The organism is Hydrogenobacter sp. T-2, from assembly GCF_033971325.1.
Taxonomy (GTDB): Bacteria; Aquificota; Aquificia; order Aquificales; family Aquificaceae; genus Pampinifervens; species Pampinifervens diazotrophicum.
Window position 1 is genome coordinate 336,177 of record NZ_CP117180.1, and the last position, 14,602, is coordinate 350,778.

Consider the following 14,602-nt stretch of genomic DNA (forward strand, 5'->3'; position numbering starts at 1 on the left):
GCATGTTTCCAGAGGAGCTCATAAAGGTTCCAGAGGTCCCTAAGGAGGTTTTTGAAGTTCCTGTGATGCCTTTGAGGGACCTTGTGGTTTTTCCCACTATGGTGGTGCCTCTTTTTGTGGGTAGGAGCTTCTCCATAAGAGCTATAGAGGAGGCACTAAAAAGAGACAGGCTCATATTTTTGGTTTTGCAAAAGGATAAAAGCACAGAAAATCCTAAGATGGAAGACCTCTACACAATTGGCACTATAGCCCATATAGTCCGTTCCGCACCCATAGAGGAAAACAGGCTAAAGATACTGGTGCAAGGCATAAAAAGAGCAAGGCTTGTAGAATACAAACAATCTGGAGACTACTATGTGGCAAAAGTCCAACCTATAGAAGAAGTTGAGCCAGACCCAGAAACCCTCTCAAGCGAAGTCAAGGCATACATAAGGTCTGTAAAGGAACAGCTTGATACCGCTGTGTCTCTTGGCAAACAGATAATACCAGACTTGCTTATGCTTATAAGAGAGATTGAAGAGCCTGGAAGGCTTGCGGACTTAACTGCTTCCATATTAGACATAAAGGCGTCAGAAGCACAGCAGGTGTTAGAGACCCTTGACCCTGTGGAGAGGTTAAAGCTTGTCTATCAGTATCTCCAGAGCGAGATAGGTCTTTTGGAAGTCCAAAGCAAAATAAGAGGCGTAGCCAGAGAGAAGATAGAGAAGGAGCAAAGGGAATACTTCTTGAGGCAACAACTTAAGGCGATCTTGGAAGAGCTCGGTGAGGGTGATGAGCGTAGGGCGGAGATAGAGGAATATAAAAAGAAACTTAGCAAGCTAAGGATTCCAAAAGAATCAAAGGAGGAAATAGAAAAGCAGATAAGAAGGCTTGAAAAGCTACATCCCGAGTCCGCAGAGGCTGGAGTCCTTAGGACTTGGCTTGAGTGGGTGCTTGACCTGCCTTGGGATAAAAGCACAAGGGATCGCTATGACCTTGACAAGGCACGGGAAATCCTTGACAGAGACCACTACAACCTTGAGAAGGTAAAAGATAGGATAATAGAATATCTTGCGGTCAAGAAGCTCACAAAGGGCAAAAGCCATGCGGTGCAGATACTTTGCTTTGTGGGTCCACCTGGGGTTGGGAAAACTTCGCTGGGAAGGTCTATAGCAGAGTCCCTTGGCAGAAAATTTATCCGAATAGCCCTGGGTGGTATAAGGGATGAGGCAGAGATAAGAGGTCACAGAAGAACCTACGTGGGTGCCATGCCCGGCAGAATAATACAGGCAATAAAGCAAGGAGGGACAAAGAATCCTCTTATAGTCCTTGATGAGGTAGATAAGCTCTCCCTTTCCTTTCAGGGTGACCCTGCGGCTGCACTTCTTGAGGTGCTTGACCCAGAGCAGAACAAAAACTTCGTAGACCTATACATAGGGCTTCCTTTTGACCTCTCTGAGGTCTTTTTTATATGCACCGCAAACCGTGTGGATACCATACCAAGACCTCTTTTAGACAGAATGGAACTTATACATCTCTCAGGCTACTCAGAAGAGGAAAAGGTCTTTATAGCCAAGAACCATCTATTGCCAAAGCTACTTCCAGAGCATGGCTTTAGGGAAACAGAGGTGCACTTTAGCGCTGATGCCTTGCTTGAGGTTATAAGGGGATACACAAGGGAGTCTGGAGTGAGAAACCTACAGCGACAGCTCAGCTCCATACTTAGGAAATTAGCCCTCAGGAAGTTAAGGGGTGAAAAACTGCCCTTTGAGGTAAAGGCTCAGGATATAAAGGGATTTCTTGGTGTGGCTAAAAGGCACACCATCTCCGAAGAAAAACCTATGGTGGGTATAGCGGTGGGGCTTGCCTGGACAGAGGTAGGGGGTGAGATAATGATTATTGAAGCAACGAAGTTTAAAGGCAAAGGAGGTCTTATACTCACCGGCTCTCTGGGAGATGTTATGAAAGAATCCGCACAGGCTGCACTCTCCTATATAAAGTCAAAGGCGGAGGACTATAGCATAGATCCAGAGGTCTTTTCAAACTATGACGTGCATGTGCATGTTCCTGAGGGTGCAGTGCCCAAGGATGGTCCCTCTGCGGGTATAACCCTTGCGGTAGCCTTGCTTTCTCTCTTTACAGGAAAACAAGTAAGAACGGATATAGCTATGACTGGAGAGATTACCCTAAGAGGAAGAGTCCTACCAATAGGGGGTCTAAAGGAGAAAATATTGGCGGCAAAGAGGGCTGGCATATACGAGGTTATACTTCCCTCAAAGAATAAGGATGAGGTGATGGAGGACTTGCCAGAGTATGTAAGGGAGAAGATGAATTTGCATTTTGTAGACCATCTTGACGAGGTTTTTGGTATAATATTTGGCAAAACCTAAGGAGGTGAAAAGGTTTGGCAATAGTGGAGATTATGGAAAACGAGCCTTTTGAGAAGGCCTTTAAAAGGTTTAAGAGGATAGTAGAAAAAGAAGGCATACTTACAGAGGTAAAGAGAAGACAGTTCTACGAAAAACCCAGCGAGAAGAAGAAGAGAAAGGAAAGACAGGCGAGGAAGAGAATAATCAAGGCTCTGAAGAAGAGAAGTCTTCTTTAAGTTCGCCCATTTTGTAGGCTCTTAGTAGCTCTCTCTGTTCTTCTATTATAAACTTTCTTATATAGTCTTCATCCGCCTTGCTAAGATTTTCAAACTTTATGCCAAGGCATGTTTTGCTTGTGCCACTCCTTACATTCCTTACAGTTCCCAAAGCCCTTATAGGATGGGACTTGAGATCAAAGTAAAGGTAAACTTTCTGCTCTACCCTTGCCTCTAAAAAACCCGAGAAGCAAAGTTTTATACCCTGAATACTCAAATCTTCTATGGTGCCTTCTATAAAGTCCTCTGGCTCCTCAAGTGAGAGTGCATTGGCATCTTTGTATATATATGCCTTTGCAGGTATTTTCACCTTCCAACGAAGACTTTCTCTTAACTGGATTTTTGACAGCTGGTCTGTATGAGGTAGCACTATAATTAGCTTTGTCCCATCTCTGTAAGTTCTTAGCACATCGCCTTGAAAATAATACCTGCCGTCACCTTCTCTAAGAAAGGAAAACTTAACCTTTTCCCCGGACTGTATAGGTCTAAGAGGCGTATCGAGTATGGCAATGTGCAGTTCAAGCTCATTCTTTTCCCATACAGCAGAACCGTAGGCGTTGTTTTCATAAGTTATGAATCCTGTCTGATAAAGTTCTATGTCCTTTGTGTTACTTAGAGGTAAAAACCAAGGAAGGCTGTCAAACCTTAGCTTTTTTCTTATTTGGGTTGCCATTTCTATCTTTGATGCATCTTCCTTTACAAGTCTTGAGATACACTTTTCAAACACTGCCTTGGTCTGCAATATTTTGAGAGGCTCTTTTGTTATGTCTGCACATCTCCAGAGAAGCTCAATCTCTTCCTTTTCAAGTCCTAAAGACCTCCCTGTATTAAAAAAGTCCTTTTTGAGGTCTATCTTAGCCCTGTATCTTGACCAAAGATATGGAAGGATAATGAGAAACCCTACTGCGAGAGAAAAAAGTAAAACCACAAAAAGCACATCAGAAGGGCTCGGAGACCTAAACATATACTTAGTCGCTTCCCTAAAGGTTTCAAACCCTCCCTGATAGTTCATGTCTAAACCTTTCCTTTAAAAATTTTCTTCTATATACCTTTCCGCCTCTATGGCGGATATACAACCTTCTCCAACAGCTACAGCTACCTGACCCGTTGCTCCGCTTCTGCAGTCACCCGCGGCAAAAACTCCTTCCATAGAGGTCCTCATCCTTTGGTCGGTTATTATATAATCCTTATCGTCAAGGTCTATAGTTCCTTTAAGGAAACCTGTGTTGGGCTCAAGACCTATGAAAATAAATACGCCATCTACTGGGAGTTCAGAGAAGCTGTTGTCCTTTGCGTCTCTCAGGAGTAGCTTTTCCACAAAATCGCCACCTTTTATCTCTTCTACCACCTTGTTTGGTACAAAGGTTATCTTTGGGTTTGAAAAAACCTTCTCCTGGAGATGCTTTTGAGCCCTGAGTTGGTCTCTTCTGTGAACGAGGTAAACCTTGCTGGCAAACCTTGTTAGAAAAAGGCTCTCCTGTGTGGCTGAGTCTCCACCTCCAATTACTGCTATAGGAACTCCCTCAAAGAGAGCACCATCACAGGTAGCACAGTAAGAAACACCTCTGTTTAAAAACTCCTCTTCTCCCGGGACTCCAAGCCTTCTTGGATTTGAGCCTACGGCAAGTATAACAGTCTTGCTTCTAATAAGCTCGCCCGTTCTCAAATGAAGAACTATTTCCTTCCCAATCTTATCTATTTTTATGACCTCTTTTTTGAGTATCCGCAGACCAAACCTTTCCGCTTGCTCTCTAAACTTTTTTGTAAGCTCCTTGCCACTTATACCCTCTGGAAAGCCCGGGTAGTTTTCCACTAAGTCTGTGATGGCTATCTGCCCACCAAGTGTTCCCTTTTCAAAAAGAAGAGTGTTAAGCTTTGCCCTTGCACAGTAAAGCCCTGCGGTCAAACCCGCAGGACCACCACCTACTATAACACAATCATAGAATATATCCTCAGAAAGCTCCACCATCACAAGTGGCTGCTAATCATCTGTCTGAGAGCTTCTTTTGGTTGGACTCCAATGCGTGTGTCCACCACTTCACCGTTCTTAAAGAGCATTATTGTTGGTATTGCCCTTATGCCATACCTCATGGCTATGTTGGGATTTTCGTCAGTGTTTAACTTGCCAAACTTTACCTTATCTCCCATTTCCATCGCCAGCTCCTCTACTATAGGAGCTATTATCCTACAGGGTCCGCACCAAGGAGCCCAGAAGTCCACCACCACAGGCTTGTCAGAAGTGATAACCTCCGCTTGCCAGTTGCTTTCTGTGAGAACTATTACCGCCATATTACACCTCCTTGCTAAGTATTTCGTAGATTTTTACCACCCTTTCATCTTTGATGTAATAGCACACTATAGACCCATCCCTTTTACATCCTACTATGCCTCTGCTCCTGAGTATACTCAAGTGTTGAGAAACATTAGGCTGTGAGGTATGTAGAAGGTCGCTAAGGTTTTTCACACACTGCTTGCCTTCAATAAGCACTGCCACTATCCTTAGTCTGATGGGATGAGCCAATGCCTTTAAAAACTCTGCCCACTCCTCTAACTTTTCTTCGCTTAGCATCTCCACTTGCATATTTTCACCTCGTATGCTTATATTCTATCATAGGAATATGGAAAAGGTATACATTTATAGAAAAAGGTCAAGACAGCTTCACTACGCCTTTGTGGCTTCCTTGGTTATCTTATACCTTGCCTGCATCCCCCTATACTTTTACTTTAGGCTTCCCCTCCACAAAAACTTAGTGAACTTCTTTACCTTTTTTGTGGTAGCAACTGGAATAGTTTCCGTCCTTCCCGCAATCTTTATAAAAAGGAAGGTATTCCCTGTGGATACCACGAAGGACCCTTACTGGAGCTACACCGCCACAAGAAGGTATTTCTGGCTTTATGTCCTGTGTCTTGTTCCCTTTGCCTTTGCCTTGCTAACCTTTATAGCCTTTGCCTCTTTTCAGGTTTTGTCCGCCGGCTTTCTGGTTAGTCTTTGTGGTTTAATATTAGTAAGACCAAAAGAGGAGGATATAAGATGACCAGAGAGGAGGCTATTCAAAAACTTCTCCAAGAAAACAAGGAGTTTAGGTATCACTACGAAAAGCACCATGAACTTGATGCACAGGTGGACAAACTGGAAAAACATCATCCCATGACCCATGAACTGGAGATGGAAATAGAAAAACTAAAGAGGGAAAGGCTATACCACAAGGATATGATGGAAAAGATACTAAACGATTATCTTAAGGGAAACTCATGAAAAGCTATACCGCATATTTGACCTTTAACACAAAAAACAGAAGAGAGCTTATAAGGATAACAGACCAAGTAAAAAAGATAGTGGAAGAGTCCGGCATAAGAGAAGGTCTTTGTCTCGTATCTTCCATGCACCTTACCGCTTCTGTGATAATTCAAGATGACGAAGAGGGGCTTCACGAGGATATATGGAAATGGTTAGAAAACCTCGCACCCTATAAGAAGGACTACAAACATCACAAGACAGGTGAGGACAACGCTGACGCTCATCTTAAAAACCTTTTAACTCACCTCCAGGTAGTTTTGCCAATTACCAACGGAAAACTTGACCTTGGACCTTGGCAGGAGATATTCTATGCGGAGTTTGACGGACAAAGGAACAAAAGGACGATAGTCAAAGTAATAGGTGTTTAAGTGCCTCTTGTCTTTCCTTGCATTTTTCACATACTCCACAGGGGATTATCTTACCCATAGATTTCTTTGGTCTAATGCAAGAAAGGGTCTTATCAAGAGGCACACCTTCTGAAAATCCTCTTATTACTTCGTGTTTTTCCATTCCCATAAAGGGCGTTAAAAGTTCTACGTTTATAAGAGATTGCAAGCGTTTCATATAGTCCGCGTTGTTGTCAGGAAAGGGATATATGCCCAAACTGCCTATGGCTACGCATTTTATTCCTTTTAGCAATGCATAGTTTCCCGCCATAGCAACAAGGTTTATGTTTCTGAGAGGAATAAAAAGGTTCTTATCATGCTTTCTATCCTTTACCCTTTCTGGATTTAACGTGGTTAAAACTCTTAGTGGCATTAGGTTTTTGTATTTTTTCTTCGTATAGAGCCACAGACCTTTTGCCCTTTCAAATTCAAGGCTTTCCCAAGGATATCCTGCCTTTACATAAACAGGATAAACGAGCCAACCCTTTTTTAAATACATGTATAGCATGCATGTGCTTTCCACACCTCCACTAAAGAGCACCACTACCTTATGAACATTCACCTGATATATGCCTCCCGCTGTCTAACATAATAATTTCTCCTGTCATGCTTTCCACTTCGAGAAGGAGTTCTGTAAGTTTAACTACATCTTTTATAGATACAGTTCTCTTAAGAGGTGTTTTGTTTACATACTCTTGCCACTTTTCTTCAGAAAAGTCTGGAGGTTTTACAGTAGGACCAAGAGCTATGGCGTTTACAAGCACATGAGGTGCAAACTCCTTGGCAAGCACCTTTACCGCTGTGTGCAAAGCACCCTTTGCTAAAAAGTAAGCCGAGTAGTTTCTATAGGGTGTAGTGTTTGTAGCCCAATCGCCAAAAGCAATTATTCTACCCTTTGTTCTACCTTCGTTTTTAAGCATATAAGGAAAGACCTCTTTGCACATTACTACAAAGGCTTGAGCTATGGGTTTAAAGTGATAGTCCAAGTCTTCTTCTCTTAGGCTCTCAATAGGCGTAGGCTCATAGGGGCTTGAGAGATGCAAAAGGGCATCAACACCACCGAGCAACTGCACAAGTTCTCTTGTTGAACCTTCCGCTTCCTGCCAAAGGCTTAAGTCCGCTCTAACTCCATAAACTCTATCTCCAAAGGATTCTCTCAACTCTTTGTAGACATGCTCAGAGCCCTTATAGACAAGACCTACACTCCAACCCTTTTCAAGAAGACTTTTAGCTATTTCATAACCTATCCTTCTCACACCTGTTATTATGGCTCTCTTCATGGCTATAATTATATGCGTGAGGAGTGTTCTTATAACTGCCACAGATACTGGTGTTGGTAAAACCTTTATTAGCTATAACTTAGTTTACGCCCTCAAAGAGAGAGGCATAAGGGTTGGCTATTTAAAGCCCGTTGAAACAGACGTCAAGGAAGTTCCTGCTGACGGTAGCCTCTTAGCTTCTCTCACAGGTCAGAGCCTTGAAGAAGCAGTCCCAGTAAGATACAAACTTCCTCTCTCTCCCTATGCTGGAATTTTGGAGGAAGGAAAGGACTTTTCCCTTGATGCCTTGAGAGAGCGTTATGAAAAACTTTTAGAAAAGTATGAGTTCCTTGTGGTAGAAGGTGCAGGTGGTGTTGCAGTGCCTATAAAAAGAAGCTACGATTATGCAAAACTCGCAAAGGACTGGGGATTAAAGACCATACTTGTTGCAAGGGCAGGTCTTGGGACGATAAACCACAGCTTTCTAAGTTGGTATTACATGAAGTCTATGGGCGTAGAGCCTTTTGTGATAATTATGAATGGCTTTGAAGGTAAGGACATCTCCGAGAGGACAAACCCAAATATAGTGGAGGAGTTAACGGGTGTAAAGGTTATAAAAATTCCAAAAATACAGGAGCTTTTGCTACCTGCGGAATACAGGTCTTTACTTGCTGAGCTTGTCGGGTTCTAATCGGTAATAAAAGGCTACTCTTTCCACAAGCTCTTTGAAATAGGGTGCGGCCACCGTGCCTCCATATGGGTCGGGTCCTCTTGGTCTGTCCACCATTATACCCGCTATATACTGTGGGTTGCTGGCAGGAAAGTATCCTACAAAATATGTAACTAAGTCTTCCCTTGAGTATCTTCCTGTCTTAAAATCAAACTTTTGGGAAGTGCCAGTTTTGCCTGCAATGCTAAAGTAGTCCGATTTAGCCCTTTGAGCTGTTCCTTCTTCAACTACCTTTGTAAGGTTTTTCTGTAGCCATTGAAAAACCTGTGGTGAGAATATGTTTTCTCTTAAAACCTCAGGTTCATCATCAAGCAATATTCTTGGCTTTACTATCCTGTTTGTAGCCAAGGCATTAAAGCTCACACACAGGTTCAGAAGGTTTGAAGCCATACCTTGACCTATGCTCGAATAGAGAATGTTCGCAGGATAATTAAAGTTAGGCAACTTAGGCTTTGCCTCTCCTGGAAGAATATTAAATCTATCTGTCAGGTGTATTTTTTGCATAAGCTCCTCTACATCCTTCTTTGAAAGGAATCGGGCAACTTTTATAGTTCCCACATTAGAGGACTTTATTAACACTTGCTCAAGGGTAAGCTTCCTTGAAGGTTTCACATCCTTGACGTATCTACCAAAAACTTCTGTTCTACCACCTTCCGTGTCTATCCATATACCAGGCTTTATATAGCCCTTCTGAAGAGCTTGTCCGATAAAAAAGGGCTTCATCACAGAGCCCGGTTCAAAGAGATCCGTGACTACAAAGTTCCTCCTCTGGGAAGGTGAAGATTTCTGATACTGATTGGGATCAAAGGTAGGATAGTTTGCCATACCCAGTATGTCACCGGTCTTGGCATCCATAAGCAGTATACCCACCCTGTCAGGATTCCACTGTTTGACGATTTTGTCCCTTATATCCTCTAATATGGTTTGCACTCCAAGGTCTATGGTAAGCTGAACATCCTTAGAGGTAAAATCTTCAGATAGGGGGTTTACCGCCAACCTCCCTAAGTAAAAAACTCCTTTTATCTCCTTACCCTTCAAATCCTTGTTAAGTGCGTATTCAAGCCCCTCAAGCCCCTCTCCATCTATACCTACAAAGCCTACAAGGTTACTGGCAAGAGTGCCATGAGGATAAAATCTTTTATATTCCTCCTGCAGACCAACCGCTCTATCATTGCCTGTGTCCCTTATAACCGCCCTTAAGTAGGGCATATAAACCTTATCCATGTGTCTTACAAGCCATACAAACCTTCTATCTGAGTTAAGCCTTTCTATGAGCTCCTTTTCCCTGACCCCCGGTAAGGCAGAAAGCCTTCTGACGAGTTCCTCCTTGTTTTGCACAAGATGAGGTGAGGCAAAAAGAGAAATAGTAGGAATGCTTATGGCAAGGTCGTTCCCTCTTCGGTCTTTTATAGAACCTCTGGAAGTAGATAGTCTCACTATAGAAGCCTTTGGAAACTTTTCTACCACCTTGTCTACATAACTTTCCTTTCCTATTAGTTGTATATAAGCGATCCTTACGGTTATTATGGAAAACCCTAAAAATAATAGAAAGGATATTAAAAGAATTTTTGCGTTACTACCTTTGAGATTGTGCATAGCTCATTGCAAGGTCAACGAACTCTTTGAATATGCCCTTGGAGTCATGTGGTCCTGGTGATGCTTCTGGATGATACTGAACACAAAAAACGGGGAGATGTTTATGCCTAAAGCCTTCAAGGGTTTCATCAAGAAGGTTTATATGGGTTATCTCCACTTCCCTTAGACTTTCTGAGTCTACCGCAAAGTTGTGGTTTTGTGCGGTTATCTCTATATGCCCGTCTCTTAGGTCCTTTACTGGATGGTTTCCTCCGTGATGTCCAAACTTTAGCTTGTATGTCTTCCCTCCCAAAGCAAGACCTATTATTTGATGTCCCAAGCATATACCCATTATAGGTAGCTTTTCCATGTATTTCCTCACAAGCCTTATACCTTCTACTACCCTTTGTGGGTCTCCGGGTCCATTGGAAAGGAAAAGAGCATCTGGCTTTATTTCTTCAATATTTCTCTCCACATGGTAAGGTGGAACTACAACAACCTTTGCACCCTCTTGAGTTAGCCTACGCAGTATGTTTCTCTTTACTCCATAGTCCACAACCATTATTAAAGGTTTGTGATTTTCCTTATGGATATACCCCTTTCTAAGGTCCCAGTCCCCCTCTTTCCAGAAGTAGACTTCCTTAGTGGCTACCTTTTCAACTAAGTTCAATTCTGATATGTCAGGAAGTGTCCTTGCCCTTTGCACAAGCCTTATAGGATCTTGTTCAACGGTGGATATGACTCCTTTGAGTGCGCCCTTTTCCCTTATCCTTTTTACCAAGGCTCTTGTATCTATACCCCATATACCCACTACATGGTTTTCCGCAAGATATTCATGTAAACTCTTTACCGCTCTCCAATTGCTGTATACAGGAAATAGTTCCTTTATAACAAGTCCGTTTACTTGAATTTTAGAAGACTCCACATCCTCATTATTTACACCATAGTTGCCTATCTGAGTGTAGGTCATAACCACTATCTGACCCTTGTAGGATGGGTCTGTGAGAATTTCTTGATAGCCTGTCATAGAGGTGTTAAAAACTACCTCTCCTGCGGTTTCTCCCTCTGCACCAAAGGAGTATCCTACAAAGTAGCTTCCATCTTCTAAGGCTAATATGGCTGTTTTCATACTTTATATGTTAACACGGAGAGGGCGGGATTCGAACCCGCGGTAGGGCTGTTAACCCTACAACTCCTTAGCAGGGAGCCGCCTTCGGCCTCTCGGCCACCTCTCCTGCAAGAAAATAGTATAAACATAAAATATGGCTCTTGCAAGCCAAAAGCGTTATACTCAATTTTCCAAAATAGCAAATCATCGCTTCTGGTTTCTTGCCTAAGGACACGCAAAAGTTTATATTAAACCCTTATGGAATGGCAGACAGCATTGACTATAATCGTGAGCGTAATAACCGCGCATGCTGTGGTTCTTGGACTGGTAGCTGGGCTTCTTAACAAAAGAATAGAAGACACTAACAAGAGGATGGATGACTTAAAGGTGGATATCAACAAGCGTCTTGATAGGATAGAGGAGGAGATAAGGGAGATAAGACAGCTTTTGTATAAGTTTCTTGAAGTTCCTCAAAAAGGTGGTAGCTAACTTGACTTAGTTAATACTGAGGTTTTATATTAACCCTTATGGAATGGCAAACTGTTTTGACTGTAATCCTGAGCGTAATAACTGCGCATGCAGTAGTGCTTGGCTTAGTTGCTGGGCTTATTAACAAGAGAATAGAGGACACTAACAAGAGAATAGATGAGACCAATAAAAGAATAGATGAGCTAAAAGCAGACGTTAACAGACGCTTTGACAAGGTAGAGGATGAAATAAGAGAGATAAGACAACTTTTATACAAGTTCCTTGAAGTTCCTCAAAAAAGCGGAGATTAGCTTGACTTTCTTACAACAACAAAAACCCTATACAAGGCTATGGCTATAACACATAGCACGAGGGAGACATACAAAATTGCCATAAAGGCGTTTACATAGTTGTTAAAGATAACTCTATGGGCTATTTCTACGCTTGGAATGGTAGCTGGTAAGGTGTTTGAAATTATTGCGTTTTTTAGAAACTCCGCTTGGGCGAGAAAGCCTATCGCCTTATCTGGATGAAAAACTCTTATAAGACCAGCACTTATGGTGTTTATTGCAAGGAAAAGTGCAGGAAGACCAGTTATCCATGCGTATTTTAGTTTTCCATTGTTTACCATATAAACGGTTGCAACAACGAGAGCGGTGGTTGCCAAAAGTTGGTTGGATATGCCAAAGAGAGGCCAGAGGGTTTTTATGCCCCCATAAGGGTCAATAACTCCCACATACAAAAAGTATCCCCAGCCAGCTACCGTTATGCCACTGGTAAGCACATTTACCCAGAGGTTTCTGTAGTCTCTGAAGGCAGAAGATACGCCAGAGAGGAGGTCTTGAAGAATGTATCTGCCTACCCTCGTCCCTGTGTCTATGGTGGTTAGGATGAAAACCGCTTCAAAGAGTATGGCAAAGTGATACCAGAAGGCAAGCAGGGCTTCGCCTGTTATCTTTGCGAATATAAGAGCCATACCTATGGCGAGGGCTGGTGCTCCACCAGTTCTTGAAAGAATAGTAGGCTCTTCAATTTTTCTTGCTATCTCCTCAAGGTATTCGGGTGTTATATAAAAGCCCCAGCTGGATATCTTCTGCGCTGCCTCTTGAACCGTTTTGCCTATCTCTGATGCTGGGCTATTTATGGCAAAGTAAAGACCCGGCTCCATAGAAACCGCAGCGATGAGTGCCATTATCGCCACAAGGGATTCTCCAAGCATGCCCCCATAGCCTACAAGCCTCACATGGCCTTCTTTGTCAAGCATCTTAGGTGATGTTCCCGAGGATATAAGTGCATGAAAGCCAGATACCGCACCGCATGCGATGGTTATAAAGAGAAAGGGAAAGAGGTCCCCCTTCCAGACGGGACCGTAGCCAGTAAAGGCATACTGTGTAAAGGCAGGCATCTTTATCTCTGGGTTTGCTATCGCCACTGCGATGGCAATAAGGATAATAGTTCCCAGCTTTAAGAAGGTGCTAAGGTAGTCCCTTGGAGCGAGCAAAAGCCAAACGGGTAAAACGGAGGCAAAAAAGCCATAGACCATTAGGGCTATTGCCAGCTGAGGCTCAGAGAGGGTAAAGACCTTTCCAAGGGTCTCGTGCTGTGCCACAAGCCTGCCTACATAGAGACTTATCAAGAGTGCCACCACGCCAAAGATAAAGGACTGTAGCACCGCACCGGGTCTTATATGCCACATATAAATGCCCATGAGCATGGCGATGGGTATGGTCATGAAAACGGAAAAGGTTCCCCACGGACTTTCCGCCAATGCCTTTATAACCACAAGACCAAGAACCGCAAGAAGTATAATGAGGATGCTGTATATGACCAAAAGGGTTATAAAGCCACCTACTTTTCCAAGCTCCTCTCTTGCTATCTGCCCAAGGCTCTTGCCCCCTTTACGCATGGAAATGGTTAGCACCACCATATCTTGAACTGCACCAGCCAAAACCACACCGAGAAGTATCCAAAGAGTCCCTGGCAAGTATCCCATCTGTGCTGCCAGCACAGGACCCACAAGAGGACCAGCACCCGATATGGAGGCAAAATGATGACCAAAGAGCACCCACTTATTGGTAGGCACATAATCAAGACCGTTGTAAAACTTGTGAGCTGGAGTGGGATTATTGTCGTTTATTTCAAAGGCTTTGTAGGCTATAAAGTAGGAGTAGTATCTATAACCTATCATATAGATAGAAAGGGTTGCTATTAAAATCCAGATTGCCCCCACAGGCTCACCCCTTGACAGGGCGAGCACCGCAAAGGCAAAGGCACCTAAGATAGATAATCCAAGAAGTATTAGCCTATCCTTCCACCTCATTTAAGGTGTTTGTTGAAGAAGGCGATAGTCTTTTCCCACACATCGCTTGCATACTCTTCATGATAAACTTCGGGTCTTGAGTCGTTAAAGAAGGCATGGTCTACGCCAGAGTATATTAGGAACTGTGCGGGAACACCATGATTGTTGCACTCTTCGATAGCCTTTAACACATCAGAAAGAGGTATAAAGGCGTCTTTTCCTGCGTGAATTGCAAGCACCGGTGCTTTTATCTTTGAGAAGTCTATGGGAACTATGGAATAGAGACCGTAGTAAGGCACCAGAGCCTTAAAATCCTGTGCAAACTCTGCACCAAAATACCATGTGCATGTCCCACCACAACAAAAACCAGTGGCACCAAGCATAAACTCACCGGTCCTTGGCACATAGCCCATATCTTGCTCTTTGAAGTATTCTATGCAAGCTCTCACTATCTCTTTGGCTTCCGCAAACCTATTTTGGAAAAGGTCTTGCATGAGTTTTCCTGCATTTTCTGGGTCGCTGGCGGTTTTGCCCCCATATAGGTCAATGCCAAAGGCATAAAAGCCTTCCTTTGCATACCTATCGCACACATCCTTAATGTGGTCCACAAGCCCCCACCACTCGTGGAATACAAGAACCATAGGACCCTTTCCAAACTCAGGCTCAGAGAGATAACCTGATACCTCAACTCCATTTTTTCTGAAAGACACCATCCTTCCCATGATACACCTCCTTTGGATTTTTTGAAAATTTTAGGGCATGTTCTTTGTGGATGCAAGTTCCTTATATAAGATTTTTAAATCTTAAAATCTTACTATCTTAAAATATTATTAATTGATAACACTTGACAAAAGAC

18 protein-coding genes and 1 tRNA gene are annotated in these 14,602 nt (G+C 43.0%); 8 read left to right on the top strand and 11 right to left on the bottom strand.

Annotation, left to right across the window (positions count from 1 at the left end):
* Positions 1-2 precede the first annotated feature (2 nt).
* Entirely contained in the window at positions 3-2,369 is a 2,367-nt protein-coding gene (gene lon, locus IAE16_RS02010) for an endopeptidase La (protein ID WP_323701043.1), read from the top strand.
* Positions 2,370-2,401: 32 nt separating this feature from the next.
* Complete coding sequence (rpsU, locus tag IAE16_RS02015) at positions 2,402-2,584, top strand: 30S ribosomal protein S21 (protein ID WP_343203647.1); 183 nt, start codon at positions 2,402-2,404, stop codon at positions 2,582-2,584.
* On the opposite strand, the gene IAE16_RS02020 is transcribed toward rpsU, so the two are convergent.
* From IAE16_RS02020 to IAE16_RS02035, 4 genes are read right to left on the bottom strand one after another with little or no spacing between them, the layout of a single operon-like run.
* Positions 2,553-3,635: a flagellar brake protein gene (locus IAE16_RS02020; RefSeq protein ID WP_323701045.1), complete on the bottom strand. Its 1,083-nt coding sequence runs from the start codon at positions 3,633-3,635 to the stop codon at positions 2,553-2,555. The two genes, rpsU and IAE16_RS02020, sit on opposite strands and share 32 nt — an antisense overlap.
* Positions 3,636-3,650: 15 nt before the next feature.
* Positions 3,651-4,592 (bottom strand): thioredoxin-disulfide reductase, encoded by a 942-nt coding sequence (trxB, locus tag IAE16_RS02025; RefSeq protein WP_323701653.1) that lies wholly within the window; start codon positions 4,590-4,592, stop codon positions 3,651-3,653.
* Entirely contained in the window at positions 4,592-4,912 is a 321-nt protein-coding gene (trxA, locus tag IAE16_RS02030; protein WP_323701047.1) for a thioredoxin, read from the bottom strand. Before trxA ends, trxB begins: the two co-directional genes overlap by 1 nt.
* A gap of 1 nt (position 4,913) precedes the next feature.
* Positions 4,914-5,204, bottom strand: a complete 291-nt coding sequence (locus tag IAE16_RS02035; protein ID WP_323701049.1) for an ArsR/SmtB family transcription factor — start codon at positions 5,202-5,204, stop codon at positions 4,914-4,916.
* 37 nt (positions 5,205-5,241) lie between these two features.
* Here IAE16_RS02035 and IAE16_RS02040 point away from each other — a divergent pair, with 37 nt between their 5' ends.
* The 3 genes from IAE16_RS02040 to IAE16_RS02050 are packed head-to-tail and all read left to right on the top strand — an operon-like array spanning position 5,242 to position 6,289.
* Entirely contained in the window at positions 5,242-5,658 is a 417-nt protein-coding gene (locus tag IAE16_RS02040) for a hypothetical protein (RefSeq protein ID WP_323701051.1), read from the top strand.
* Positions 5,655-5,879, top strand: a complete 225-nt coding sequence (locus IAE16_RS02045) for an HP1242/YdcH family protein (protein ID WP_323701052.1) — start codon at positions 5,655-5,657, stop codon at positions 5,877-5,879. Before IAE16_RS02040 ends, IAE16_RS02045 begins: the two co-directional genes overlap by 4 nt.
* Positions 5,876-6,289, top strand: a complete 414-nt coding sequence (locus tag IAE16_RS02050) for a secondary thiamine-phosphate synthase enzyme YjbQ (RefSeq protein WP_323701053.1) — start codon at positions 5,876-5,878, stop codon at positions 6,287-6,289. The genes IAE16_RS02045 and IAE16_RS02050 overlap by 4 nt, the downstream gene beginning before the upstream one ends.
* Here IAE16_RS02050 and IAE16_RS02055 read toward each other — a convergent pair.
* Both IAE16_RS02055 and IAE16_RS02060 read right to left on the bottom strand, forming a co-directional pair.
* The gene (locus IAE16_RS02055) at positions 6,270-6,869 is read right to left on the bottom strand and encodes a 7-cyano-7-deazaguanine synthase (protein WP_323701054.1); all 600 of its coding nucleotides are present in this window, start codon (positions 6,867-6,869) and stop codon (positions 6,270-6,272) included. The two genes, IAE16_RS02050 and IAE16_RS02055, sit on opposite strands and share 20 nt — an antisense overlap.
* Positions 6,856-7,587, bottom strand: coding sequence for an SDR family NAD(P)-dependent oxidoreductase (locus IAE16_RS02060; protein WP_323701055.1), 732 nt, complete (start codon positions 7,585-7,587; stop codon positions 6,856-6,858). The genes IAE16_RS02055 and IAE16_RS02060 overlap by 14 nt, the downstream gene beginning before the upstream one ends.
* Here IAE16_RS02060 and bioD point away from each other — a divergent pair.
* A complete protein-coding gene (gene bioD, locus IAE16_RS02065; RefSeq protein WP_323701056.1) occupies positions 7,586-8,257 on the top strand; it encodes a dethiobiotin synthase in 672 nt (223 codons plus the stop codon). The genes IAE16_RS02060 and bioD overlap by 2 nt on opposite strands.
* Here bioD and IAE16_RS02070 read toward each other — a convergent pair.
* The 3 genes from IAE16_RS02070 to IAE16_RS02080 all read right to left on the bottom strand — a co-directional run bounded on the left by IAE16_RS02070 (position 8,231) and on the right by IAE16_RS02080 (position 11,106).
* Positions 8,231-9,892 (bottom strand): peptidoglycan D,D-transpeptidase FtsI family protein, encoded by a 1,662-nt coding sequence (locus tag IAE16_RS02070; RefSeq protein ID WP_323701057.1) that lies wholly within the window; start codon positions 9,890-9,892, stop codon positions 8,231-8,233. The two genes, bioD and IAE16_RS02070, sit on opposite strands and share 27 nt — an antisense overlap.
* A complete protein-coding gene (gene carA / locus IAE16_RS02075; RefSeq protein WP_323701058.1) occupies positions 9,873-11,000 on the bottom strand; it encodes a glutamine-hydrolyzing carbamoyl-phosphate synthase small subunit in 1,128 nt (375 codons plus the stop codon). The genes IAE16_RS02070 and carA overlap by 20 nt, the downstream gene beginning before the upstream one ends.
* A gap of 16 nt (positions 11,001-11,016) precedes the next feature.
* Positions 11,017-11,106 (bottom strand) — tRNA-Ser (locus IAE16_RS02080).
* Positions 11,107-11,237: 131 nt separating this feature from the next.
* Here IAE16_RS02080 and IAE16_RS02085 point away from each other — a divergent pair.
* The gene (locus tag IAE16_RS02085) at positions 11,238-11,468 is read left to right on the top strand and encodes a hypothetical protein (RefSeq protein ID WP_323701059.1); all 231 of its coding nucleotides are present in this window, start codon (positions 11,238-11,240) and stop codon (positions 11,466-11,468) included.
* A 38-nt stretch (positions 11,469-11,506) separates the two neighbouring features.
* On the top strand, positions 11,507-11,758 hold the full coding sequence (locus tag IAE16_RS02090) for a hypothetical protein (protein WP_323701060.1): 252 nt from the start codon (positions 11,507-11,509) through the stop codon (positions 11,756-11,758).
* Here the strand turns inward: IAE16_RS02090 and IAE16_RS02095 are convergent.
* Together IAE16_RS02095 and IAE16_RS02100 are read right to left on the bottom strand one after the other, a co-directional pair.
* Positions 11,755-13,767 (bottom strand): carbon starvation CstA family protein, encoded by a 2,013-nt coding sequence (locus tag IAE16_RS02095; protein ID WP_323701061.1) that lies wholly within the window; start codon positions 13,765-13,767, stop codon positions 11,755-11,757. The two genes, IAE16_RS02090 and IAE16_RS02095, sit on opposite strands and share 4 nt — an antisense overlap.
* Positions 13,764-14,468: a dienelactone hydrolase family protein gene (locus IAE16_RS02100; protein WP_323701062.1), complete on the bottom strand. Its 705-nt coding sequence runs from the start codon at positions 14,466-14,468 to the stop codon at positions 13,764-13,766. Before IAE16_RS02100 ends, IAE16_RS02095 begins: the two co-directional genes overlap by 4 nt.
* Positions 14,469-14,602: the final 134 nt, after the last annotated feature.